20 protein-coding genes and 2 tRNA genes are annotated in these 23,966 nt (G+C 68.5%); 8 read left to right on the forward strand and 14 right to left on the reverse strand.

Annotated features, from left to right (window positions below; translation table 11 throughout):
- Positions 1–126: 126 nt before the first annotated feature.
- A complete protein-coding gene (locus tag OG241_RS28570; RefSeq protein WP_405819168.1) occupies positions 127–660 on the reverse strand; it encodes a peptidylprolyl isomerase in 534 nt (177 codons plus the stop codon).
- Between the two features lie 393 nt (positions 661–1,053).
- Here OG241_RS28570 and OG241_RS28575 point away from each other — a divergent pair, with 393 nt between their 5' ends.
- Positions 1,054–1,752, forward strand: coding sequence for a DUF5324 family protein (locus OG241_RS28575; RefSeq protein ID WP_405819170.1), 699 nt, complete (start codon positions 1,054–1,056; stop codon positions 1,750–1,752).
- Positions 1,753–1,898: 146 nt separating this feature from the next.
- On the opposite strand, the gene OG241_RS28580 is transcribed toward OG241_RS28575, so the two are convergent.
- Together OG241_RS28580 and OG241_RS28585 are read right to left on the reverse strand one after the other, a co-directional pair.
- Positions 1,899–2,420 (reverse strand): GtrA family protein, encoded by a 522-nt coding sequence (locus OG241_RS28580; RefSeq protein ID WP_405826466.1) that lies wholly within the window; start codon positions 2,418–2,420, stop codon positions 1,899–1,901.
- 275 nt (positions 2,421–2,695) lie between these two features.
- Positions 2,696–2,768, reverse strand: a tRNA-Ala gene (locus tag OG241_RS28585).
- A 180-nt stretch (positions 2,769–2,948) separates the two neighbouring features.
- On the opposite strand from OG241_RS28585, the gene OG241_RS28590 reads away from it, so the two are divergent.
- Both OG241_RS28590 and OG241_RS28595 read left to right on the forward strand, forming a co-directional pair.
- A complete protein-coding gene (locus OG241_RS28590; protein WP_405819171.1) occupies positions 2,949–3,497 on the forward strand; it encodes a helix-turn-helix domain-containing protein in 549 nt (182 codons plus the stop codon).
- 301 nt (positions 3,498–3,798) lie between these two features.
- A complete protein-coding gene (locus OG241_RS28595; RefSeq protein WP_405819173.1) occupies positions 3,799–5,718 on the forward strand; it encodes a protein kinase domain-containing protein in 1,920 nt (639 codons plus the stop codon).
- A gap of 30 nt (positions 5,719–5,748) precedes the next feature.
- On the opposite strand, the gene OG241_RS28600 is transcribed toward OG241_RS28595, so the two are convergent.
- Positions 5,749–7,092 (reverse strand): hypothetical protein, encoded by a 1,344-nt coding sequence (locus OG241_RS28600; RefSeq protein WP_405819175.1) that lies wholly within the window; start codon positions 7,090–7,092, stop codon positions 5,749–5,751.
- A 291-nt stretch (positions 7,093–7,383) separates the two neighbouring features.
- The gene (locus OG241_RS28605) at positions 7,384–7,512 is read right to left on the reverse strand and encodes a DLW-39 family protein (protein WP_003999697.1); all 129 of its coding nucleotides are present in this window, start codon (positions 7,510–7,512) and stop codon (positions 7,384–7,386) included.
- Positions 7,513–7,861: 349 nt separating this feature from the next.
- Here OG241_RS28605 and OG241_RS28610 point away from each other — a divergent pair, with 349 nt between their 5' ends.
- Entirely contained in the window at positions 7,862–8,203 is a 342-nt protein-coding gene (locus OG241_RS28610) for a DUF6344 domain-containing protein (RefSeq protein WP_405819177.1), read from the forward strand.
- Positions 8,204–8,433: 230 nt separating this feature from the next.
- On the opposite strand, the gene OG241_RS28615 is transcribed toward OG241_RS28610, so the two are convergent.
- The 9 genes from OG241_RS28615 to dnaA all read right to left on the reverse strand — a co-directional run bounded on the left by OG241_RS28615 (position 8,434) and on the right by dnaA (position 21,412).
- Positions 8,434–8,510, reverse strand: a tRNA-Ile gene (locus tag OG241_RS28615).
- A 132-nt stretch (positions 8,511–8,642) separates the two neighbouring features.
- The gene (locus OG241_RS28620; RefSeq protein ID WP_405819178.1) at positions 8,643–9,551 is read right to left on the reverse strand and encodes a DUF3566 domain-containing protein; all 909 of its coding nucleotides are present in this window, start codon (positions 9,549–9,551) and stop codon (positions 8,643–8,645) included.
- A gap of 18 nt (positions 9,552–9,569) precedes the next feature.
- On the reverse strand, positions 9,570–12,176 hold the full coding sequence (gene gyrA / locus OG241_RS28625) for a DNA gyrase subunit A (protein WP_405819180.1): 2,607 nt from the start codon (positions 12,174–12,176) through the stop codon (positions 9,570–9,572).
- Between the two features lie 42 nt (positions 12,177–12,218).
- Complete coding sequence (gyrB, locus tag OG241_RS28630; protein ID WP_405819182.1) at positions 12,219–14,282, reverse strand: DNA topoisomerase (ATP-hydrolyzing) subunit B; 2,064 nt, start codon at positions 14,280–14,282, stop codon at positions 12,219–12,221.
- A gap of 395 nt (positions 14,283–14,677) precedes the next feature.
- Entirely contained in the window at positions 14,678–15,241 is a 564-nt protein-coding gene (locus tag OG241_RS28635) for a DUF721 domain-containing protein (protein ID WP_405819184.1), read from the reverse strand.
- Positions 15,238–16,359, reverse strand: coding sequence for a DNA replication/repair protein RecF (recF, locus tag OG241_RS28640; RefSeq protein ID WP_405819186.1), 1,122 nt, complete (start codon positions 16,357–16,359; stop codon positions 15,238–15,240). The genes OG241_RS28635 and recF overlap by 4 nt, the downstream gene beginning before the upstream one ends.
- Before the next feature lie 59 nt (positions 16,360–16,418).
- The gene (gnd, locus tag OG241_RS28645; protein ID WP_405819188.1) at positions 16,419–17,294 is read right to left on the reverse strand and encodes a phosphogluconate dehydrogenase (NAD(+)-dependent, decarboxylating); all 876 of its coding nucleotides are present in this window, start codon (positions 17,292–17,294) and stop codon (positions 16,419–16,421) included.
- Between the two features lie 193 nt (positions 17,295–17,487).
- Positions 17,488–18,618 (reverse strand): DNA polymerase III subunit beta, encoded by a 1,131-nt coding sequence (gene dnaN, locus OG241_RS28650; RefSeq protein ID WP_006381194.1) that lies wholly within the window; start codon positions 18,616–18,618, stop codon positions 17,488–17,490.
- Between the two features lie 922 nt (positions 18,619–19,540).
- Positions 19,541–21,412, reverse strand: a complete 1,872-nt coding sequence (gene dnaA, locus OG241_RS28655) for a chromosomal replication initiator protein DnaA (protein WP_405819190.1) — start codon at positions 21,410–21,412, stop codon at positions 19,541–19,543.
- Between the two features lie 386 nt (positions 21,413–21,798).
- Here dnaA and rpmH point away from each other — a divergent pair, with 386 nt between their 5' ends.
- From rpmH to yidC, 4 genes are read left to right on the forward strand one after another with little or no spacing between them, the layout of a single operon-like run.
- On the forward strand, positions 21,799–21,936 hold the full coding sequence (gene rpmH / locus OG241_RS28660; RefSeq protein ID WP_006381191.1) for a 50S ribosomal protein L34: 138 nt from the start codon (positions 21,799–21,801) through the stop codon (positions 21,934–21,936).
- A gap of 21 nt (positions 21,937–21,957) precedes the next feature.
- Complete coding sequence (rnpA, locus tag OG241_RS28665; RefSeq protein WP_235476823.1) at positions 21,958–22,329, forward strand: ribonuclease P protein component; 372 nt, start codon at positions 21,958–21,960, stop codon at positions 22,327–22,329.
- Positions 22,326–22,679 (forward strand): membrane protein insertion efficiency factor YidD, encoded by a 354-nt coding sequence (yidD, locus tag OG241_RS28670; protein WP_105970238.1) that lies wholly within the window; start codon positions 22,326–22,328, stop codon positions 22,677–22,679. The genes rnpA and yidD overlap by 4 nt, the downstream gene beginning before the upstream one ends.
- Before the next feature lie 3 nt (positions 22,680–22,682).
- The gene (gene yidC / locus OG241_RS28675) at positions 22,683–23,966 is read left to right on the forward strand and encodes a membrane protein insertase YidC (protein ID WP_405819193.1); all 1,284 of its coding nucleotides are present in this window, start codon (positions 22,683–22,685) and stop codon (positions 23,964–23,966) included.

The following is a 23,966-nucleotide window of genomic DNA, read 5'->3' on the forward strand; positions in this document are numbered from 1 at the left end:
TCGTCGTATGCAATGCACCGCCCCGCACATCCTTACGGATGGGCGGGGCGTTTGGTTCCCTGGGTGTCTCCTGCGGAGGATCGCGGAGATCCCCGTGAAAGAGCCGGTGGGAGAGGCTCCCGGGTCTCAGCCCTGGCGGGTCTCGACGACGACCGACTCGATGACGATGTCGTTGACCGGCCGGTCGGTGCGCGGGTTGGTCGCCGCGGTCGCGATGGCGTCCACGACCTTCTGGCTGGCCGCGTCGGTGACCTCACCGAAGATGGTGTGCTTGCGGGTCAGCCAGGCCGTCGGGGAGACGGTGATGAAGAACTGCGAGCCGTTGGTGCCCGGGCCGGCGTTGGCCATGGCCAGGAGGTACGGCTTGTCGAAACGGAGGTCCGGGTGGAACTCGTCCTCGAACTGGTAGCCGGGACCGCCGGTGCCGTTGCCGAGCGGGTCACCGCCCTGGATCATGAAGCCGCTGATCACCCGGTGGAAGACCGTGCCGTCGTAGAGCTTGTCCGTGGACTTCTCGCCCGTCTCCGGGTTGGTCCACTCGCGCTCGCCGGTGGCGAGCTCGACGAAGTTCCGGACCGTTTTGGGCGCGTGGTTCGGCAGGAGCCGGAACTCGATGTCGCCTTGGTTGGTCTTCAGGGTGGCGTAAAGCTGCTCAGCCACGATCTGCCTTCCGTTGTCCTACCTCTTGTGACGCCCCGATCCTCGCACGGTCCACGCCGCGCGTCGCCCGACACCTTCCTCCGGGGGAAGATCCGGCAATTTCGCCTGTGCTGCGCCGCTCGGGAGAAAACCGGTCGAGTGGGCACGGGACGGGGGCGCGGGGCAGGGATCCGTGGCATTGTCGACGACAAGCTCCCGTTGCCCTGTATTCATCGCTATTGCCTGTGATCGTCATCCACTGTCACTTGCGATCGGTTCGGTGCCATCAGTCCCGTGTGACCGGCCGTCCATGACCCGGATGCCCGCCCTCGCATGCCTCACGGCGTATTGCCGGGCATGATCCGTAAAAGGGTGGAGAGTCGAATACCGTACGCCACCGAGGAGGAGGATCCCGTGACCCGCATTGAAAGCGTGCGCGCCGCTACCGGCTCGGCGAAGGACAGCGTCCTGCACGCCGCGGACGTGGTGGCGCCCTACGCCGACACGGCCAAGGACAGGGCCACCCAGTACGCACACGAGGCACGCGTACGGCTTGCGCCCAAGGTGTCCCAGGCTGCGGAACAGGCCCGTGTCCAGTACGGCGCGCATCTTGCGCCGCGGCTGGAGCAGGCCCGTACGCATGTGCCGCCGAAGGTCGACCATGCCGCCCATGAAGCCGCTGTCCGTACCGCCAGGGCCGCCCGGCAGGCCGCCGACTACACCGCGCCGCGCGTTGAGCGTGCGGTTGCGGCAGCCGGACCCGTACGAGAGGAGGCCGCCGCACGTGGTGCCGCGGCTCTGGCCGCGCTGCGCGGCCAGGTCACTCCGCAGGAGATCAGGAAGCTCGCTCGCAAGCATCAGCGGCGGGCCCGGGCGGGCAAGCTCGCCAAGGGACTGGCCGCGCTGGGCATCCTGGCGGGTGGCGCCTTTGCCGCATGGAAGTGGTGGGACAAGCAGGCCAACCCCGACTGGTTGGTGGAGCCGCCCGCCGCGACCGAGGTTCCCGAGACGGGCCGTCTGACGTCGGTGGACGGGACTGGTCAGTCGGTCCTGGATCCCGAGGTCCAGGCGAAGGAGGCCGAGTCGGAGGCGGACGACGAGAACCGCCGCTGACGGTTCGTGTGTCGTGTCGTCGGTGAGGTCGCTGTGGGGCGGGAGGCATAGGTGCCTCCCGCCCCACAGCGATGTTTCACGTGAAACGTGACGCGGCGGTGTCCATTCGTCCTGGCCGTCTCCTGACGTGTTTCACGTGAAACACGTCAGGAGACGGCCAGTCGCGGGCTCGTCCTCAGCTGCCCGATGCCCGTCAGGGCCAGGGCGCGGAGTTTGTCGCGGCGGGCGGGCTTGTTCTGGCCGACCGCGAAGACGAACAGACGGAGGACCAGGAAGCGGCCCGTACCGGCGAGGCCCGAGGCGCTGAGATAGACGATCTGCTCGGTCAGCATGCCGGGCGACGACTGAACCAGGTGCAGGACGAACATCGCGGCACAGGTGACGACGTAGGCGGCGGTGGCTGAACCCGCCGACTGCCAGTGCTGGCGCCATCCGGCGCGCCGGCCGGCTCCGAAGGTGAAGCGGGCGTGGAGTTCGGTGCACAGGATGGTCGAGGCGACCGTGATGAGCGCGTTGGCCAGTGCCCAGGGCAGCGTCGCGGCGAGCAGTGCGACGGCGCCGCTGGAGAGGAGTCCGACTCCGCCGCCGCACAGGACGAACCGGGCGAAGGAGGCGAGCGGTCCGGGGGCGACGGCGGTCTCCGTCACACCGGCGGCTTCCGTGCGCAGCGCCGCTCCGGTCGTCCTCGGCTTCGACGGGAGCAGCGACTTCACGGCGGTTTCCTTCCGGGCGGCGGGCTGTGAACGTCGGTGGATCACGGGGATCGACCGGGTTCAACGATGCCGTCGCGCGCTCGGGGAAACGATGACGCGTACTCCCGAACCGGGGGTGTAGCCAGCCCTACCTTCGTGCTCCGGCAGGCGCCACCCGTCCGGGAGGAAGAGGAAGGACGAAAAATGCCCTCTGTGACTGCGTTTCCGCAGTTCAGAGGGCATTTGATGTGTGGAGCCTAGGGGAGTCGAACCCCTGACATCTGCCATGCAAAGACAGCGCTCTACCAACTGAGCTAAGGCCCCCAAAGGGAGGCGTCCGCCCAGAACACCAGGTACTGGTGGGCGCCGCAGACCAGAGTACCGGGTCATCCCCGGTATCTCGCAAAAGGATTGGGGTCCCCGTGGACGACCACTCTCCGTAAGATGCTCGACGTGGTTCGCTACAGCGAACCGCGGTATTTGGGGAAGCGATGGGGAGACGCAATGGATGCCGCACAGCAGGAAGCAACCGCAAGAGCGCGGGAGCTTCAGCGGAACTGGTACGGGGAGCCGTTGGGGGCGCTCTTCCGTAAGCTCATCGACGATCTTGGACTCAACCAGGCTCGTCTCGCGGGGGTACTGGGGTTGTCCGCGCCGATGCTGTCACAGCTGATGAGCGGCCAGCGGGCCAAGATCGGCAATCCGGCAGTGGTGCAGCGCGTGCAGTTGCTGCAGGATCTGGCCGGTCAGGTCGCGGACGGCAGCGTCAGCGCGGCCGAGGCGACCGAGCGGATGGACGAGATCAAGAAGTCGCAGGGGGGTTCAGTGCTCAGCAACACCGCGCAGTCGACGACGAGTTCGGGGGCGCCCACGGTCAAGCGGGTGGTCCGCGAGATCCAGTCGCTGCTTCGCTCGGTGGCCGCCGCGGGCGACATCATCGACGCGGCGGACACTCTCGCCCCGAGCCACCCGGAACTGGCAGAGTTCCTCCGGGTGTACGGCGCGGGACGCACCTCTGACGCAGTGACGCACTACCAGTCCCACCAGAGCTGAGCCGCCGCCCGGCCGCCGACCGGGGGTTCGGCGGCCGGGCTACGCCTCAGGGGGGTCTGAGGGGGGCAGAGGGCACGCGGGTGACCAGGCTCGTACGCCCTGCAGGACCGACCGGCCCGTGGAACGACTCGGGTCACGACGGGAACCGGGGGGTGACGGAAGCGGGCAGGGAAACGGGTACAGAGACAGGTTCTAAGTGAGCGGTGTGACAGTGGGCTCGGGAGCGGGGTAGGAGGAGCCGTACCATCCGCAGGTCCGGAACCGACCGAGCGATGATCCGAAGGGGGATCGACGCAGAGCCATGGGTGAGGTCTTCGCCGGCCGGTACGAACTGGCCGACCCGATCGGGCGCGGGGGAGTAGGCGCCGTCTGGCGCGCCTGGGACCACCGCCGCCGCCGGTACGTGGCAGCCAAGGTCCTGCAGCAGAGCGACGCCCACTCGCTGCTGCGTTTCGTCCGTGAGCAGGCGCTGCGGATCGACCATCCGCATGTCCTCGCTCCGGCGAGCTGGGCCGCGGACGACGACAAGGTCCTGTTCACCATGGATCTGGTCGCCGGAGGTTCGCTCGTCCATCTCATCGCGGACTACGGCCCCCTGCCGCCCACGTTCGTCTGCACCCTTCTCGACCAGCTTCTTTCCGGTCTCGCCGCCGTGCACGCGGAGGGCGTCGTACACCGCGACATCAAGCCCGCCAACGTGCTGCTCGAAGCGACCGGTACGGGTCGCCCGCGGCTGCGGCTGTCCGACTTCGGCATCGCGATGCGGCTGGGCGAGCCACGGCTGACGGAGACCGACTACGTGGTGGGCACGCCCGGTTACTTCGCCCCCGAGCAAATGCTGGGTGCGGACCCGGACTTCCCTTCCGACCTGTTCGCCGTGGGCCTGGTCGCGCTCTATCTCCTGGAGGGCGCCAAGCCGGACTCCAAGGCCCTCATCGAGTACTTCGCGGCGCACGGCACGCCCAGCGCCCCACAGGGCATACCCGAGCCGCTGTGGCAGGTCGTGGCGACGTTGCTGCAGCCGGACCCGCAGGCGCGGTTCCGTACCGCCACGGGCGCGCGCAAGGCTCTTGCACAGGCCGCCGAGCTGCTGCCCGAGCCGGGCCCCGACGACGAGCTGATCGAGATCTTCGACCAACTCGGGCCTCTCCCACAGGACTTCGCCCCGGCCGGCCCCCTCAAGCTGTCCCCGGGTGTGACCACGAGCGGCGCGCGTACGGGAACAACGGGGACGGGCAGCGGCACCGAAAGCAGACCGACCACAGGCGCCGGGCACGGCGATCCGGACTCGGACGGCGTAGACACCGGCCCTGGGGCGGCCCGCCGATACGACCCGTACCGCGAGCCGCAGTCGGACGGCACGCCCACCGGCCCGGCGACCGGCGGGACGCGCACAGGGCCGGGGCTCAGGCCGGGACCGGGTTCGCTGCCCGGCCCGATGCCGACCCCGGGAGCCGTCGCCCCGCCCTCCGGACCGGGCACCGGCGCCATACCCGCCAAGCCGGTCAAGGACCCCGTCCCCTCAGGGGCCGACTCCGGCACCGAGCAGCCCTGGCGACACCCGGGTGCCGCCCCGGTCCGGCCCGAACCGGACTCCGTACCGAACCAGCCACGAGGACAGCAGGCCTCGCCCGCTCCGCCGACCTACCCGGCTCACTCGGCTCACTCGATCCAGCAGAACGGCGTCCCGCCCCTGTCGGACGCCCCGCCACCGCGCCCCGTCCATCCTCCGGCAGTGATCCCGCCCCAGCCGTCCGCGATGTCGGACACGGGCAGCTTTCACCTCCCCCCGCCCCAGGTCGCCGCCCCCTCCACCACGGCACAGCACCAGTACTCGCCTCACCGGCCGGTGCAGCCCTCCACTCCCCCCACGGCTGTCCCGCTCCCGGCGCCGGCCGCGGTCCACGTGCCGCCGCCCTTCGAGGTCCCGTCTTTCGGCGGCTCGCGCTTCGAGTCCGCGCAGGAACCTTTCCCCGGGCCGCACACGCCGCGGACCGCCACGCAGACGCCTACCGCGACAGTGACGCCCGTTCCGACTCTGCGGCAGGACACGTATGCCACCCGCTCCGCGCAGGTTCCGCTCCCCGCGCAGGCGGCTCCGCAGCGCCGCGGCCGACGCCGCCAGCGACGCCCCGGTCCGCCCGCGAAGGTGGCGGTACCGGTGCTGTTTCTAGCCCTGGCCTGTTATGCCGTGGGTTTCTGGGCCCTGTTCCGAATCTGAACCAGGGCCTGTGCGGCCGTTCAAGTCGTCCTAGGCGTGGTGGGCGCGCCGCCGAGCGATCATCGTCCACAGCCCGAGGCCGAGCACCAGCACGCTCCCGGCCCCGATGCCGCTCACCGCGACCACCCGCATCGCGACGTCGCCGTCCCGCGCGCGGGTCCCGTCCGCCCTGTCGTCGCCGGTGCCCCCCGCCGACGCGTCGGAGGTCCAGCCGTCGGCTGCCTTCCGGTCCTGTTCCGTGACCGCGAAGGTGTCCCGGGGCACGGACTGTCCCAGGTAGCCGGGAGGGTCCTGCGCGGTACCCGTCACCTGGACGCGCAGTGTCAGCCCGTACGGGCCCGCGCCGAATCGTTCCGTCATCTGCTCGGCGAGATGGACGACGAGGTAGTACGAGCCGGCGAACCGCATCCCGCTCATCCGGTCGCCCAGGCCGAAGCGGTTGGCGTAGGCGACGGGTGGCAGTGGATCGAGGGCTGCCGAGCTCTGGCGGCCGTCGTAGAGGAGGCTCTCGTCGTCGACGTACCCGCGCGCGGGGTTGTAGAGCGACATGACGAGCGCGCTGCTGACGTACCCGCTGCCGCTGCTGGAACTGCCCAGTTCGGCAACGGCGTGGAGTTGCTGTCCCCAGTCCACCGGCACCCGGTAGAAGCGGGTCTGACCGGGCGTGATGTCGTCCCGCCAGACTCCCTGTCCCAGCGGGGCGGCCGTGGCGAAGCCGGCGCCGCCCTCGCGGCGGACCGCGTCGCCGGTGAGCGGGTCGGGCGAGGCGGAGTTCCAGTCGTCGGGGGACTCGGGGGCGGTCGTCGCGGCTTTGTTCACGAGGCCCGGCTCGGACGTGTAGGTCAGCTCGAGGTCCCAGTCGTCCGACGACGAGCCCGCCGAGTCGATGCGGTCCACGACCAGGTAGTACGTACCGGCCGTCTGACAGGCCGTCGTCTCGCCGTCGGTCACGCGGGATGCCCAGGCGGCGACCGGATGCGGGCTGCGGGAGGCCCCGAAGCGGGTGCTGTCGTAGGAGCAGGAACGGGCGTCGGCGTCCTGCACGGCCACTTTCACGCCGTCGGAGGAGGACACCGTCGTGCCGTGGCGGGGGACGGCGGTGGCGGAGACGTAGGCGTTCGACGTGGCGTCGAGAGCGAGGCGGAAGTACAGCCTTCCGTTGACCGGGAGGGTGCTGCGGTAGGTTCCGCCGGGTTCCAGCCCCACGGCGTCCGTGGTGCTCGCGGCCCCCTCGACGCTCTGGGCGCCCTCGGCGAAGTCGTACGTGTACGCGTCCTGCGCGGCGACCGCCTCGGAGCCGGCCCCCGGACCCGCGCCCACCAGCGCGCACAGCGCCGCCGCCACGACCGCGCCCCGCGCTGTGCGCCGCCCCATCACGCGCCACCCCTCGTCATGCCCGACCGCTGCCCGAACCGTCCGCCGCCTCTGCCGGGTCCGGGCACCGTCTCTGCCCGGACCGCCGCCCATCCTGCCCCGTCGGCCGCCCCGCCACCCGCGCAATCCGTACGAGCGCTCGAAACAACCCGCCACAAGGCATCCGGATTTGTCCCAGCAAGCATTTCATTCACGACGGCGAACTACCCACGGGTCCCGGGCGTCATCCGGACAACACAAAACCCCGACCGCGTCGGCGGCCGGGGTCTGTTCACAGACTGCTGTCGATACTCACGAACCCGTGGGCACGGAGTCGGTCGCCTCCGTCCACAGATCCTGCTCGGCGCGATCCGCCTGGATCTGGCGGTACACGAGGAGCCCGCCGATGGCGGCCAGTGCGACCAGGAGAAGCTTCTTCACCGTGCGACCTCGTCTTTCCTTGAGGAAGGGGACCTCTGGCGCCCGACTATACCCTCCGGCCGAGACCGATCGGTGACCTACGCCGGCCCCCAACTCCCGTCCGGCACGCAGCAGTAGAAGCGGACGGCACCGCTCCGATCGGAGGGTGATCACATCTCCACGTACCGTGACTTTTTGCCCTGATCCACTGCCTTCCCTCCCTAATTCCTCACTTTTCAGCGCTCTTGCGTCCATCCGGGTGGTGTTCATCGGAAGATCGACGCGCCACGGTCGCGGGTCCACCACTTCGCGACCTCCGTACACATGATTGGGAAAGTACGCAAATCGCCCAACCCGAAAGTGAGGGGCCATGGCCCAGAACAAGGTCATGAAGTTGTGGACCATCGTCGTCACCGCCTTCCTGACGCTGTGCACGACGCTGGGACTGATCACGACGACCGCCACCGCGGCGGTAGCCGAGAGTCACCCGGCACGCAACTGCACCGCACCCGCGGTGGCACCCCCCACAGCCGCCTGGGCCTGGTCCAACGCCCGGTCCCTGCCCCCCACGATGAAGCAGCGCATCCGAGCCGAGGCCCACGGTTCCTCCCCGAGCTGCCGCCACCGCTCACCCGCGGACACGGACGCCGAGACGGAAGCCGGCCCGGACACCGACACGGACGCCGAGCCGGCGGCACAGCCACCATCCTGACCCCGCGCGCGGGACTGCCCTCACGTGACGCCCCACCATTGATCCCCCTCCCCCTGTAGCGGCGAACTTGCGTACAAAGCCACACGGAGACACACCAGAAAGAACGAGAGACCCCCGGCCATCCCTGGCCGGGGGTCTCTCGTTCTTTCTGGGTCCATGCAACACAGCGACTGATGCCAGCCGTTGAACGCCAAAGGCCCCCAACCAAGATTGGCTGGGGGCCTTCGTGCTGGTGGGGCTAACAGGATTTGAACCTGTGGCCTCATCCTTATCAGGGATGCGCTCTAACCAACTGAGCTATAGCCCCGCCGCGCTCTGCGGTGTATGTCCCGCGCGCTGACCTCTGAAGATTAGCGCACGACGCGGCCAGTCCCAAAATCGATAGTCGGGCGACGTTTGGGACCGCACCTCACCCGCACGTCACCTGTGCTTCACCGGCTCACTCGTCCTCGGCGAGCGTCAGCTCGATGCCGCCGACGAAGCCCGCGGAGAGGTTGTAGATGAACGCGCCGAGGGTCGCCAGTGCCGTCGCGAGGACGACGTCGATGACGGCGATGACCGACGTGAACATCAGGACGTGCGGCAGTGACAGGAAGGACTGGAGGTCGAAGCCGTTCGACTCGTTCGACCCCGTGGCCTCCGAGATCGTGCCGCCGACCGTCGAGAAGACTCCCATGGCGTCCATGACCATCCACAGGACCACCGCCGCCACGATCGTGCAGATGCCCAGCGCGATCGACAGCAGGAAGCTGACCTTCATCACCGACCAGGGGTCGGCCTTGGCCACACGCAGACGTGCCTTGCGCGTGCGGGGCAGGGTGGTCGCCCCCGTACGCGGGCGCCGTACGGCCCCTGCCTGGGCGTTGCGGGCCTGCGCCTGAGCCGGGGCCTGCACCGGGGCCGCGGGGCTCCCGGCAGCGGCCGACGGGTAGGCCTGCGGCGGGTGGTAGGGCCCTGCCGCCTGCTGCGGCTGCCGCTCACCGGGCAACGGCGACTGCGGCGGCGCCGCGGCGCGCTGCGCGGCGGACTCCGCCACCGGCATCGCACCGGGGGCGGCGGGGCCGGCGCCGGCCCCGTACTGCTGGGTCTGCGGACCTCTGGCGTCCGTCACGGTTCCCCCCTGGGATCCCTGCGATCCATGCGTGTCGGGCGAGCGGTTTCCGCTCGCGCGCGGCTTGATGGCCTGCAGGTTGGTCGTGTGCGGATCTGTCGCACTGTGCGCGTCCCTCGCACCCTGCTGGCCATCGGTCGCACGCGCGGCGGAGCCACGACCGCCGCCGTCTTTGTCCGTACCGGTCGAGGGACCGGACGAACTGCCGGACGAACCGGCGCCCGTGGCTCCGCTCACGATGACTCACTCCTCGCGCTACTCCGGCGAGGACTGATCGCCCTCGTCCGTGCCGATGGTCACGACACCCTCGGCCGGCTCGTCGACGGCGTCCTCGCCGTCGACCTCCTCGGCCTCACGTCCCGCTTCGGCGTTTCGTGCGATGCCGACCACGGCATCGCGCTTGCCCAGGTTGATCAGTTGGACGCCCATGGTGTCACGGCCCGTCTCCCTGACCTCATTGACCCGCGTACGAATCACACCGCCCGAGAGCGTGATGGCGAGGATCTCGTCGGTCTCCTCGACCACCAGCGCACCGACGAGGGAACCGCGGTCCTCGACGATCTTGGCGGCCTTGATACCGAGGCCGCCGCGCCCCTGGACGCGGTACTCGTCGACTGCGGTCCGCTTCGCGTACCCGCCGTCGGTAGCAGTGAACACGAACGTACCGGGTCGAACAACATTCATCGAGAGCAGCTGGTCTCCCTCACGGAAGCTCATGCCCTTGACACCCGATGTGGCCCGGCCCATCGGACGCAGCGCGTCGTCGGTCGCCGTGAACCTGATCGACTGTGCCTTCCTGCTGATCAACAGCAGATCGTCCTCTGCCGAAACGAGTTCGGCTCCGATCAGTTCGTCGTCGGAACCGTCCTCCGTCTCACGGAGGTTGATCGCGATCACACCGCCAGAACGCGGCGAATCGTAATCCTTCAGAGGCGTCTTCTTGACCAGACCACCCTTGGTGGCCAGCACGAGATAGGGCGCCGCCTCGTAGTCGCGGATCGCGAGGATCTCCGCGATCGCCTCGTCCGGCTGGAAGGCCAGCAGGTTGGCGACGTGCTGGCCGCGCGCGTCCCGCCCGGCGTCGGGCAGCTCGTACGCCTTCGCGCGGTAGACACGGCCCTTGTTGGTGAAGAACAGCAGCCAATGGTGCGTGGTCGACACGAAGAAGTGGTCGACGATGTCGTCTTCCTTGAGCTTCGTGCCGCGTACGCCCTTGCCGCCGCGCTTCTGCGAGCGGTAGTCCTCGGTCTTGGTGCGCTTGACGTAGCCACCGCGCGAGATGGTGACGACGATGTCCTCTTCGGCGATCAGGTCCTCGATGGACATGTCACCGTCGAACGGCACCAGCTTGGAACGCCGGTCGTCGCCGAACTTCTCGACGATCGCGGCGAGTTCCTCGCTGATGATGCCGCGCTGACGCACCGGCGAGGCGAGGATCGCGTTGTACTCACGGATCTTGGCCTGGAGCTCGTCGTGCTCGGCGACGATCTTCTGACGCTCCAGGGCAGCCAGCCGGCGCAGCTGCATCTCCAGGATGGCGTTGGCCTGGATCTCGTCGATCTCCAGGAGGCCCATCAGGCCCTCGCGCGCGATCTCGACCGTGTCGCTGCGCCGGATCAGCGCGATGACCTCGTCGATGGCGTCCAGGGCCTTCAGGAGGCCACGCAGGATGTGCGCGCGCTCCTCGGCCTTGCGCAGCCGGAACTTCGTACGGCGGACGATGACCTCGATCTGGTGCGTCACCCAGTGCCGGATGAACGCGTCCAGGGAGAGGGTGCGCGGCACACCGTCGACGAGCGCCAGCATGTTGGCGCCGAAGTTCGTCTGCAGGTCGGTGTGCTTGTAGAGGTTGTTCAGGACGACCTTGGCGACCGCGTCCCGCTTCAGGACGATGACCAGGCGCTGGCCCGTACGGGACGACGTCTCGTCGCGGACGTCCGCGATGCCGCCGACCTTGCCGTCCTTCACGAGGTCGGCGATCTTCTGCGCGAGGTTGTCCGGGTTCACCTGGTAGGGGAGTTCGGTGACCACCAGGCACTGGCGGTTCTGGATCTCCTCCACGTCGACGACCGCGCGCATCGTGATCGAGCCACGACCGGTGCGGTACGCCTCCTCGATGCCCTTGCGGCCCACCACCAGGGCGCCACTGGGGAAGTCCGGGCCCTTGATCCGCTCGATCAGGGCGTCGAGCAGTTCCTCGTGGGAGGCCTCGGGGTTCTCCAGGTACCACTGGGCGCCGGCCGCGACCTCACGGAGGTTGTGCGGCGGAATGTTGGTCGCCATACCGACCGCGATGCCCGCCGAGCCGTTGATCAGCAGGTTCGGGAAGCGAGCCGGCAGAACCGTCGGCTCCTGGTTACGGCCGTCGTAGTTGTCCGTGAAGTCGACGGTCTCCTCGTCGATGTCGCGGACCATCTCCATGGACAGCGGCTTCAGCTTGCACTCGGTGTACCGCATGGCGGCGGCCGGGTCGTTGCCCGGGGAACCGAAGTTGCCGTTGGAGTCCACCAGCGGCATCCGCATCGACCACGGCTGCGCGAGGCGGACCAGCGCGTCGTAGATCGAGGAGTCGCCGTGCGGGTGGTAGGTGCCCATGACGTCGCCGACGACACGGGCGCACTTGTAGAAGCCCTTCTCGGGCCGGTAGCCGCCGTCGTACATGGCGTACAGGACACGGCGGTGGACGGGCTTGAGACCGTCCCGTACGTCGGGCAGCGCACGCGACACGATGACGGACATCGCGTAGTCGAGGTACGAGCGCTGCATCTCGGTCTCGAGCCCGACGGGCTCGACGCGCAGGGTGATCGCACCCTCTTCAGGAGTGCTCGGACCCGTGGGGGAAAGGGGTGTCTCGTCGGTCATTGCGGGTGAAGATCCTTTCTGACGCGGTCAGCTGAGACCGACTCAGATGTCGAGGAAGCGGACGTCCTTGGCATTGCGCTGGATGAACGCGCGGCGTGCCTCGACGTCCTCGCCCATGAGGACCGAGAACAGGTCGTCGGCCTGCGCGGCGTCGTCGAGCGTGACCTGGCCGAGGACCCGGTGCTCCTGGTCCATCGTCGTGACGCGCAGTTCCTCGGCGTTCATCTCGCCGAGACCCTTGAAGCGCTGGATCGAGTCCTCACGGACCCGCTTGCCGCTCTGCCGGCCCAGCTCGATCAGCGCGTCGCGCTCACGGTCCGAGTACGCGTACTCGAAGTCGTCCCGGCCCCACTTGATCTTGTACAGCGGGGGACGGGACAGGAACACGTGTCCGGCCTCGACCAGCGGGCGCATGAAGCGGAACAGGAAGGTCAGCAGCAGCGTGTTGATGTGCTGGCCGTCGACGTCGGCGTCCGCCATCAGGATGATCTTGTGATAGCGCAGCCTCGCGATGTCGAAGTCCTCGTGGACTCCGGTGCCGAAGGCGGAGATCAGCGCCTGGATCTCCTGGTTCTGCAGGATCTTGTCGATCCGCGCCTTCTCGACGTTGAGGATCTTGCCGCGGATCGGGAGGATCGCCTGGTACTGCGGGTTCCGGCCGGACTTGGCCGAACCGCCGGCGGAGTCACCCTCGACGATGAAGATCTCGCACTTGGTGGGATCGTTCGACTGGCAGTCGGACAGCTTGCCCGGCAGGGACGCGGTCTCCAGCAGGCCCTTGCGACGGGTGAGGTCGCGGGCCTTGCGGGCGGCCACGCGCGCGGTGGCGGCCTGGATGCCCTTGCGGATGATGTCCGAGGCCTCGACCGGATTGCGGTCCAGCCAGTCGTTGAGGTGTTCGTAGACCGCCTTCTGCACGAAGGTCTTCGCCTCGGTGTTGCCGAGCTTGGTCTTGGTCTGCCCCTCGAACTGGGGCTCCGCCAGCTTCACCGAGATGATCGCGGTCAGACCCTCGCGGATGTCGTCACCCGTGAGGTTGTCGTCCTTCTCGCGGAGCAGCTTCTTGTCGCGCGCGTACTTGTTGATCAGCGACGTCAGCGCGGCCCGGAAGCCCTCCTCGTGCGTACCGCCCTCATGCGTGTGGATGATGTTGGCGAAGGAGTACACACCTTCGGTGTAACCACTGTTCCACTGCATCGCGACCTCGAGGGACAGGCTCTTGTCCTTGTCCTCCGCCTCCAGGTCGATGACGGTCGCGTGCACCGCTTCTCCCTTGCGGGAGTTGAGGTACGTCACGTAGTCGACGATGCCGCCCTCGTAGTGGTACGAGACGGTCCTGACCTCGTCCTTCTCGTCGGCGCCCGCCTCGTCCGCCCCGATCGTGGCCTTGGCCACCTCACGCTCGTCCGTGAGGTTGATCGTCAGACCCTTGTTGAGGAACGCCATCTCCTGGAAGCGCCGCGACAGCGTCTCGAAGGAGTACTCGGTGGTCTCGAAGATGTCGCCGTCGGCCCAGAAGGTGACCGACGTGCCGTGCTCCGTCGTCGCCTCGTGCTGGGCCAGCGGAGCCGTCGGGACGCCCAGCTTGTAGTCCTGCGTCCAGCGGTAGCCGTCGGTCCTGACCTCCACCGCGACCCTGCTGGACAGGGCGTTCACGACGGAGACACCGACGCCGTGCAGACCGCCGGAGACCGCGTAGCCGCCGCCGCCGAACTTGCCGCCCGCGTGCAGGACAGTCAGCACGACCTCGAGGGCCGGCTTGCCCTCGGACGCGACGATGCCCACCGGGATGCCTCGGCCGTTGTCGACGACGCGCACGCCGCCGTCGGCCAGGATCGTCACGTCGATGGTGTCCGCGTGACCGGCCAGTGCCTCGTCGACGGAGTTGTCCACGACCTCCTGCACCAGGTGGTGCAGTCCACGCTCACCGGTCGAGCCGATGTACATGCCGGGTCGCTTGCGGACCGCGTCCAGACCCTCGAGGACGGTGATGGCGTTGGCGTCGTACGAGGCGGTGACCTCGCCGTTCGAGGTTTTCGCCTCGGCCGTGGCGCCGGCGTCGTCGGTGGACGGGATGTTCTCGTTGGGGTTGCCGGAATCGGCCACGAAGCGCCCTTTCTGGCACAGCACAAGCCGACTCCCGGCCTGTGGGCCGGAGCGGCTGCGGCGTGATGCGTTGGTAAGCCTTAGTCAGCGGTGCACACCATTTCCCGTGGTCCCCTCCAATGGGGCGGGATTAGCTTCCAGTCTACCGGTAGCGCCGACAGTGATGGGGGTTTGCCGGTACCTGAGTCCGCATGTGCCGCCCTCAACCGGTCTCTCCCGAGTCCCCATATGCGGAGCGGGGCTCCAAGAGGCTTGGAGAGGCACTCAGCGCTTCCGGGTGTCAACCCTTGGCTACCGGCAAGTCACGTAGGGATTCACCTACGCGCGCATCGAACTCCGCCCGCCCCCGCCACGGCGCCCATGTGACACACCTCACCCACAGAGAGGGGCGGGGCTCACCCGTAGGTGTCCCCCGGACCGGTGCTCCCGGGCGCCCGCAACGGGCCGTAACGGCGTGCCGGACCACCCGGGCCGAGCACCTTGATCAGCCGCACCCTGCCGTGCCCGAGGTCCTGGTTCAGCCGTGCGACCAGCTGCGGCGCGAGCAGCCGCACGTTCGTCGCCCACGCCGTCGAGTCACAGCGCACGGTCAGCACCCGCTCGTCCTCGTCGTACGACTCCGGCTCACAGTGCTTGGCCAGGTCCTCGCCGACGATCTGCGGCCAGCGGCCCATCACCCCGCCCACCGCGGCCGGCGCCTCCCACCCGCGCTCCGTCACCAGCCGGTTGATCGCCGCACCGAGCGCCATGGGGTCGCGGCCGTCCCGGCCCGAGCCGGAACGCAGCCCGCCTCCGCGCCGCGCCTGCTTCTTCTGCTGGACAGCGTCCCCACGCGCGCGTGCCGCCTCTTTCGCCGCCCTGAGCGCCACCCGCGCGAGATCCACCCCGGAAGGCTCAGGGGCGGGCCTGGGGGATTCCTCCGGGCCCTCCCCGGACGACACGGACCGGTCGGCCGTCATACGCGCTCCACCGCCCCGTCCGACACCGAGTACCGCGTCCCCGCCAGTACGTGCGGCACGTCGTCGTCGACCGCAGCCGTCACCAGCACCTGCTCCCCGGGCGCCACCAGCTCCGCCAGCCGCTCCCGGCGCCGGGTGTCCAGCTCCGCGAACACGTCGTCGAGGACGAGCACCGGCTCATTGCCCTCGGCCCGCAGCAGGTCGTACGAGGCCAGCCGCAACGCCAGCGCGTACGACCACGACTCACCGTGGGACGCGTACCCCTTCGCGGGCAGTTCACCGAGCTTGAGATGCAGGTCGTCCCGGTGCGGGCCCACCAGCGTGACACCCCGCTCGATCTCCTGTTTGCGCACCTCGGCCAGGGCGCCCATCAGCTGCTCGTACAGCTCCTCGCGCGCGTGTGCCTCACCCGGCGCCGACGGCTTGTACTCCAGGGCCAGCGGACCACCGCCGGGCGCCAGCTGCTCGTACGCCTTGTCGGCCAGCGGCTGGATCGCGGCGACCAGGTCGATCCGCTGGGCCAGCAACTCGGCCCCCACGCGCGCGAGATGCTGGTCCCACACGTCGAGCGTCGAGAGGTCCATCGTGCGACCGCCGTGCCGCCGGGCCAGCGCCGCCGACTTCAGGAGCGTGTTGCGCTGCTTGAGGACCCGGTCGTAGTCGGAGCGCACGCCCGCCATACGCGGGGAGCGCGCGGTGATCAGCTCGTCGAGGAACCGCCGCCGCTCACCCGGGTCCCCCTTCACCAGGGCGAGATCCTCGGGCGCGAACAGCACCGTCCGTACGATCCCCAGTACGTCACGTGGCCTGACCTGCGACGACCTGTTGATGCGGGCGCGGTTCGCCCGGCCCGGGTTCAGCTCCAGCTCGACCAGCTGCTGCCGCTCGCCCTGTTTGACCTGCGCCCGGATGATCGCCCGGTCGGCGCCCATCCGCACCAGGGGCGCGTCCGAGGAGACCCGGTGGCTGCCCAGCGTGGCGAGATAGCCGATCGCCTCGACGAGGTTGGTCTTGCCCTGGCCGTTGGGGCCGACGAACGCGGTGACGCCCGGTTCGAGCGGGACCTCGACCTGCGCGTACGAGCGGAAGTCGGCCAGCGACAGATGCGTGACGTGCATGGTCGTCGCCGCCCTCCCCCGTACTTGTGGACCGCTGAACGGCCCTGTGGACTACTCGACTACTTCGACTCGACCGCGTGGCCGCCGAACTGGTTGCGCAGCGCGGCGATCATCTTCATCTGCGGGGAGTCGTCCTGGCGGGACGCGAACCGCGCGAACAGTGACGCCGTGATCGCGGGCAGCGGCACGGAGTGGTCGATGGCGGCCTCCACGGTCCAGCGGCCCTCCCCGGAGTCGGCGGCGAACCCGCGCAGCCTGTCCAGGTGTTCGTCCTCGTCGAGGGCGTTGACCGCCAGGTCGAGGAGCCAGGAGCGGATGACGGTGCCCTCCTGCCAGGAGCGGAAGACCTCGCGCACGTCCGTGACGGAGTCGACCTTCTCCAGCAGCTCCCAGCCCTCGGCGTAGGCCTGCATCATGGCGTACTCGATGCCGTTGTGGACCATCTTCGAGAAGTGCCCGGCGCCCACCTTGCCGGCGTGCACCGCGCCGAAGTCGCCCTTGGGCTTGAGGGCCTCGAAGACCGGCTGCACCTTGGCTATGTGCTCGGCATCGCCGCCGTACATCAGCGCGTAGCCGTTCTCCAGGCCCCAGACGCCGCCGGAGACACCGCAGTCGACGAAGCCGATGCCCTTGGCTGCCAGCTCCTCGGCGTGCTTCTCGTCGTCCGTCCAGCGCGAGTTGCCGCCGTCCACGACGACGTCGCCGGGTTCCAGGAGTTCGGCGAGCTCGTCGACGGTGGACTGGGTCGGGGCGCCGGCCGGGACCATCACCCACACCACACGCGGGGCGCTGAGCCTGTCCACAAGCTCTCCCAGGCTGTGGACATCGGCGACGTCCGGGTTGCGGTCGTATCCGATGACCGTGAGACCTGCGCGGCGGATCCGCTCGCGCATGTTGCCGCCCATCTTGCCGAGGCCGACGAGACCGAGCTCCATCAGTTGTTCCTTAGGTTGCGACGTGGCATGAGGGCACTCCTGTTGCTCGTACCCACGTCCGAGCCTAAACCCGGACGCTCATGCACATCTGTGGGCATACGCGCTCAAACGTATGCCCCCACCTGCAGTGTTTCCGTCGGAGACGATCAGCCGTTCGAAAAGACTCAGCGGCTCCACACCCCGCTCACATCGCTCAGCCGCTCAGGCGCACCGGCATGATCAGGTACTTGTACGCCTCGTCCGCCTCAGCGTCCAGGGCCGGCTTGCCGCTGAGCAGCGCGGGCTTCGTGGACGTCGTGAAGGACAGCTGGGCCACGGGGGAGTCGATCGCGCTCAGGCCGTCCAGCAGGAACGTCGGGTTGAAGGCGATCGACACGTCGTCGCCCTCCAGGTGGGCGTCGACCCGCTCCACAGCCTGTGCGTCGTCGCTGGAACCGGCCTCCAGGATGAGCACACCCTGCTCGAAGCTGAGCCGCACCGGGGTGTTCCGCTCGGCCACCAGGGCCACACGCTTGACGGCCTCCACGAAGGGGGCGGTCTCGATCACGGCGATGGAGTTGAACTCCGTCGGGAACAGCGAGCGGTACTTCGGGAGGTCGCCCTCCAGCAGACGCGTCGTCGTGCGACGGCCGGCGCCCTCGAAACCGATGAGGCCCTCGCCGGCGCCCGAGCCGGACAGCGCCAGGATCACACTGTCGCCGCTCGTGAGCGCCTTGGCGGTGTCCAGGAGCGTCTTGGCGGGCACCAGGGCCACCGCGGACGCCTCCGGGTCCTCCGGCTTCCACAGGAACTCGCGGACCGCGAAGCGGTAGCGGTCGGTGGACGCCAGCGTCACCCTGTCGCCCTCGATCTCGATGCGCACACCGGTGAGGACGGGCAGCGTGTCGTCACGGCCTGCCGCGATGGCCACCTGGGCCGCGGCGGAGGCGAAGACCTCGCCGGGCACCGTGCCGGTCGCGGTCGGCATCTGCGGCAGCGCCGGGTACTCCTCCACAGGCAGTGTGTGCAGGGTGAAGCGGGAGGAGCCGCACACCACCGTCGCCCGTACACCGTCCATGGAGATCTCCACCGGGCGGTTGGGGAGGGCGCGGCAGATGTCGGCGAGGAGCCGGCCCGACACCAGGACCGTGCCCACCTCCTCGACCTCGGCCTCCACCGACACCCGGGCGGAGACCTCGTAGTCGAAGCTCGACAGGCTCAGCTGGCCTTCCTCGGCCTTCAGCAGGAGGCCGGCGAGGACAGGGGCCGGCGGACGGGCCGGGAGGCTGCGCGCCGCCCAGGCAACTGCCTCCGCGAGTACGTCGCGTTCCACCCGGATCTTCACTGTTGCCGCCTCCTGCTGTTGCCGGCGCTTCTTGGCCTGCCTGGCTTCGTCGTCTGTCTCGGTGTCGTCGGTCCCTGTGCTGGGAAGGACACCGGGAACAGTCTGACGCACAGCACTGACAGTAGGTGCCTGTCGGGTCAAGTCGTGACGAGGGGCAGCCGAGCTCTCGAGAGCCAGTTGTGCACAGGACCCACTTCGAAACGGATTCCCAGCTCTCTCTAGTTGTCAGTAGTAGTAGGGGCTGTGGATACCGTGGATAACCCCGTTTTCGCAGCTCAGGCGGCAAATTTTGTCCACTGACCCTGTGGGTGGAGGCGGTGGATAACTCACCGCTTCTGTGGAGAACAGAAAGTTCTGCACACCCCATGCACAGGCGGGGGCTACTTCTCCCCAGGACCGTCCCCAGCTTTACCCACCTTTCCCACAGCCCAACCTGACGCCTTGGTGTGACGCCTTTCACTCGACGTGGTGAGGAGGCGCGTCGTGTTGCCGAACAGTGGACAGAGGTGTGGAGAAGCCGGTGATCGCTGGGGACAACCGGCCGCAGCCTGTGGGCCACCGGTGGACAACTCCGTGCACAGCCTGTGGATCATTTTCTTGTCCACAGCCTGTGGAGATCTTTTGTCCACCAATCCACAACCACCTGACCTGGTCTGATGGTCTATCGCCAGCCTCGCCTGTGGACACAGTCTGGACAACTTCGCGGTCCCCAGGGTGTGGACGCGAGAAAGTCACCAAATCTGTGGAGGGTGGCCGTAACCCGGCCCGCATTCGAACAGTGGGTTGCGGAGCGGCAACGCCCGACGGGCGCCGAAACCGGCGGGGAAGCGCCATCAACCGCTCAGGAGACCGCCGGAGAACGGCGAAGGGCGCCCTCGGGACCGTGTCCCGGGGCGCCCTCGGTGCCGTGAGTGTGCTGCCGTCAGCCGTTCTTGATGCGGTTGGTCAGCTCGGTGACCTGGTTGTAGATGGAGCGCCGCTCCGCCATCAGCGCGCGGATCTTGCGGTCGGCGTGCATCACCGTGGTGTGGTCGCGGCCGCCGAACTGCGCCCCGATCTTCGGCAGGGAGAGGTCCGTGAGCTCCCGGCACAGGTACATGGCGATCTGGCGGGCCGTGACGAGCTGGCGGCCGCGTGAGCTGCCGCAGAGGTCCTCGACCGTGAGGCCGAAGTAGTCGGCGGTTGCCGCCATGATGGCCGGCGCGGTGATCTCGGGGGTCGAGTCCTCGCCGCCCGGGATCAGGTCCTTGAGGACGATCTCCGTGAGACCGAGGTCCACCGGCTGCCGGTTGAGCGAGGCGAACGCCGTCACTCGGATCAGCGCGCCCTCCAGCTCGCGGATGTTGCGCGAGATGCGGGAGGCGATGAACTCCAGGACCTCGGGCGGGGCGTTGAGCTGCTCCTGGACCGCTTTCTTACGGAGGATGGCGATACGCGTCTCCAGCTCGGGCGGCTGGACGTCGGTGATCAGCCCCCACTCGAAACGGTTCCGCAGCCGGTCCTCCAGCGTGACGAGCTGCTTCGGCGGCCGGTCGCTGGACAGCACGATCTGCTTGTTGGCGTTGTGGAGCGTGTTGAAGGTGTGGAAGAACTCCTCCTGCGTCGACTCCTTGTCCGCGAGGAACTGGATGTCGTCGACGAGCAGGATGTCCATCTCGCGGTAGCGCTTGCGGAAGCTGTCGCCCTTGCCGTCGCGGATGGAGTTGATGAACTCGTTGGTGAACTCCTCCGAGCTCACATATCGCACACGCGTGCCGGGGTAGAGGCTCCGCGCGTAGTGCCCGATCGCGTGCAGCAGGTGCGTCTTGCCAAGTCCGGACTCCCCATAGATGAAGAGGGGGTTGTACGCCTTCGCGGGTGCCTCGGCCACGGCGACGGCGGCCGCGTGGGCGAAACGGTTCGACGCCCCGATGACGAACGTGTCGAACAGGTACTTGGGGTTCAGACGTGCGGTGGGCTCGCCGGGACCCGGTGCCGGGGCCTGTCGCGAGGCCGGTGAACCGGGGGCGCCACCGCCGGGACGCACGGCGCCCCCGGGCCCTCCGGGTCCGCCCCGGTGCGCGTGACCGCCGCCCGACTGGGAGTCCGACAGGTCGCGGCGGCCGTCGCGCTGCTCGTAGTCCGAGCGCTGCTGTCCGTAGTCGGAACGCTGCTGTTCGTACTCGGAGCGCTGTTGCTCGTACGGCGAGCGGTCGCGCGGTGGCTGCGGGCGGTAGTCGGAGGACGGTGACGCGTACGGGTCGCGTTCCGGGAAGCCGAGCCGGGGCTGTTGCCAGCCGTAGTCGTCCTGCATCGGCCGGGGCCAGGCGCCGGGCTCGGGGCGCTGGTACTCGGAAGGGTAGGCGGGGCGGGCGGTCGGGAGCTGGTCCGCGTGGGAGGGCTGCTGGCCGTCGCGGGGCTGGGAGTGGTCGTCGGCGCGGTGGCGGCCGTATCCCTGGTAGGGGTCGCGGGCCGGGGGGAGCTCGGAGTCCTCGTAGCGCGACTGCGGGGGGACGGGCGCGGGCGGGGAGGGCTCGCCGACGGAGTCGTCCACGGTGATCGCGATGCGGATCGGCCGGCCGCACTCGCGGCTGAGTGTCTCGCTGACGATCGGCGCGAGGCGGCCTTCGAGCACGCCTTTCGCAAACTCGTTCGGTACGGCGAGGAGTGCGGTGTCCGCGACCAGGGCCAGCGGCTCACAGCGCCTGATCCAGCGCTCGTCCTTCACCTCGACGCCCTGTCCACGGCCCTCACCGAGGAGATGTTCCAGCACTCGTGGCCACACTGCGGCAAGATCGGCAGGTACGTCAGCCACAGGGCACGCTCTCTCACGGGTCCCACGAACGTGTGGTTCTGGGACGTATCGGGATGTACATCGGGTGGGACGGGCGATAGGGAGTCCGGCCAAGGTAGTCAGGGCGACGGGTGCGGTTCAAGTTGTTGTCCCCAGGCTGTGGATAGTGTCTCGCCCCGGGTGCTGGTTTGACCGGATGGCGTAGCCCCGCGTACCGTGACCAGGTCGAGTTGTCGATGGCTGCTGCCGCCTGCCTCCGATGGGCATAGATCACGTGGAGTGCTCCTACCAGGGCATCCTTCAGTGATCGGGAGCGGTGCAATCGGGCGTAAGCGAGCTACTCGTGGGCGCACGGTGACAGCCAAGACGGCACCCCGGTACCTACCGATTCTTTCTGGAGCCCCCGAGTGAGCAAGCGCACCTTCCAGCCGAACAACCGTCGCCGCGCGAAGACCCACGGCTTCCGCCTGCGGATGCGTACCCGTGCCGGTCGCGCGATTCTCGCGAACCGCCGTGGCAAGGGTCGCGCGAGCCTGTCCGCCTGATCCTGATCAGGTCATGACGTCGTGCTGCCTACCGAGCATCGGCTGAGGCGGCGCGAGGACTTCGCGACCGCGGTACGACGGGGTCGCCGGGCCGGCCGCCCGCTCCTCGTCGTCCATCTTCGTAGCGGTACCACGGACCCGCACGCGCCTGGGGAGAGCGCTCCCCCGACGCGTGCGGGTTTCGTCGTCAGCAAGGCAGTCGGCGGCGCCGTCGTCCGCAACAAGGTGAAGCGCAGGCTTCGCCACCTGATGCGCGACCGAGTCGCCGAGCTGCCCCCCGGTAGCCTGGTAGTCGTACGAGCGTTGCCCGGTGCGGGCGATGCCGACCATGCACAGTTGGCCCGAGACCTGGACGCCGCTCTGCAGCGGCTGCTGGGAGGGGGCGCGCGATGAAGTACCCGCTGCTGGCTCTGATCAAGCTGTACCAGTGGACGATCAGTCCGCTGCTCGGACCGGTGTGCAAGTACTACCCGTCGTGTTCCCACTACGGCCATACAGCCATCGACCGGCACGGTGCGGTCAAGGGGACGGCGCTCACCGCCTGGCGCATCCTGCGGTGCAACCCGTGGTCGCTCGGCGGCGTGGACCATGTCCCGCCGCGGAAGCGTCCGCGGTGGCACGAAATGCTGCGCAACGCCTGGCACGCACGCAAGGGCGGGACCTCCGCCGCCGGCGCGGCCATCGAGGGCCAGAACCCCTCGAGTCCGGCCGCCGAGACCCCGTCCCATGTCCAAGGAGCATGATTAGTGGACACGATTGCCAGCATTTTCAGCTTCATCACGACACCCGTTTCCTGGGTCATCGTCCAGTTCCACAAGGTGTACGGCGCGATCTTCGGCCCCGACACCGGCTGGGCCTGGGGCTTGTCCATCGTGTCCCTGGTGATCCTGATCCGTATCTGCCTGATCCCGCTCTTCGTGAAGCAGATCAAGTCGACTCGGGCCATGCAGACACTGCAGCCCGAGATGAAGAAGATCCAGGAGCGCTACAAGAACGACAAGCAGCGTCAGTCCGAAGAGATGATGAAGCTGTACAAGGAGACGGGCACCAACCCGCTCTCCTCGTGCCTTCCCATCCTGGCGCAGTCCCCGTTCTTCTTTGCCCTGTACCACGTGCTCAACGGCATCGCGACGGGCGACACCATCGGTGTCATCAACGACTCGCTGCTGGCCAGCGCCCGTAAGGCGCACATCTTCGGTGCCCCGCTCGCCGCGAAGTTCAGGGACGGCTCCAGCACCGTCCAGGCTCTGGGCGCCACGGTCACCGATGTACGCGTCGTCACCGCGATCATGATCGTCCTGATGTCGGCGTCGCAGTTCTACACGCAGCGCCAGCTGATGACGAAGAACGTCGACACCACGGTGAAGACGCCGTTCATGCAGCAGCAGAAGATGCTGATGTACGTCTTCCCGGTCATGTTCGCCTTCTTCGGCATCAACTTCCCGGTCGGTGTCCTCGTCTACTGGCTGACCACCAACGTGTGGACCATGGGCCAGCAGATGTACGTGATCCGCAACAACCCGACCCCGGGCAGCAAGGCGCAGGCCGCCTACCTGGAGCGCCTCTACAAGCACGTCACGCACCACGGCAAGACCCGCAGCCGCGGTGAGCGCGCCATCGTGAAGGCCATCGTCGCCAAGGGCCGTGACCGCAACGAGTTCGAGCGCAAGTTCATCACCGCTATCAACAAGGCGGGCCTGGCGGCCCAGCCCGACGGCACGGTGACGGCGGGCGTGAACGCCGATGTCGCCGAGACCGAGGACGGTACGCCCACCAGCGCCACCGCCAAGCGCCAGCAGCCCAAGCGTCAGAGCAAGTCCCAGCGTCAGTCGGGCGCCAAGCCCGCGGGTGGTGCCGAGCCGGACACCTCCCCGACGTCGCTGATCAAGTCCGACGAGCCGCAGGACGCCAAGCCGGCCGGAGGGGCCGCCAAGCAGGCAGCCTCCAAGCCCGGTTCCGGTACCCGCAGCAAGGCCCAGTCCGGACAGCGCAAGGGTCCGCAGCGCCCCAAGTCCCCGTCCAAGAAGTAA

Origin of the sequence: Streptomyces sp. NBC_01390 (assembly GCF_045040105.1) — a bacterium.
GTDB lineage: Bacteria > Actinomycetota > Actinomycetes > Streptomycetales > Streptomycetaceae > Streptomyces.

Coding starts and splice junctions, on each gene's coding strand:
- OG241_RS28590 (WP_405819171.1), top strand. CDS start 2,949: ATGGATGCCGCACAGCAGGAAGCAACCGCAAGAGCGCGGGAGCTTCAG.
- OG241_RS28595 (WP_405819173.1), top strand. CDS start 3,799: ATGGGTGAGGTCTTCGCCGGCCGGTACGAACTGGCCGACCCGATCGGG.
- OG241_RS28600 (WP_405819175.1), bottom strand. CDS start 7,092: ATGGGGCGGCGCACAGCGCGGGGCGCGGTCGTGGCGGCGGCGCTGTGC.
- OG241_RS28610 (WP_405819177.1), top strand. CDS start 7,862: ATGGCCCAGAACAAGGTCATGAAGTTGTGGACCATCGTCGTCACCGCC.
- gyrA (WP_405819180.1), bottom strand. CDS start 12,176: ATGACCGACGAGACACCCCTTTCCCCCACGGGTCCGAGCACTCCTGAA.
- OG241_RS28635 (WP_405819184.1), bottom strand. CDS start 15,241: ATGACGGCCGACCGGTCCGTGTCGTCCGGGGAGGGCCCGGAGGAATCC.
- recF (WP_405819186.1), bottom strand. CDS start 16,359: ATGCACGTCACGCATCTGTCGCTGGCCGACTTCCGCTCGTACGCGCAG.
- gnd (WP_405819188.1), bottom strand. CDS start 17,294: ATGGAGCTCGGTCTCGTCGGCCTCGGCAAGATGGGCGGCAACATGCGC.
- yidD (WP_105970238.1), top strand. CDS start 22,326: ATGAAGTACCCGCTGCTGGCTCTGATCAAGCTGTACCAGTGGACGATC.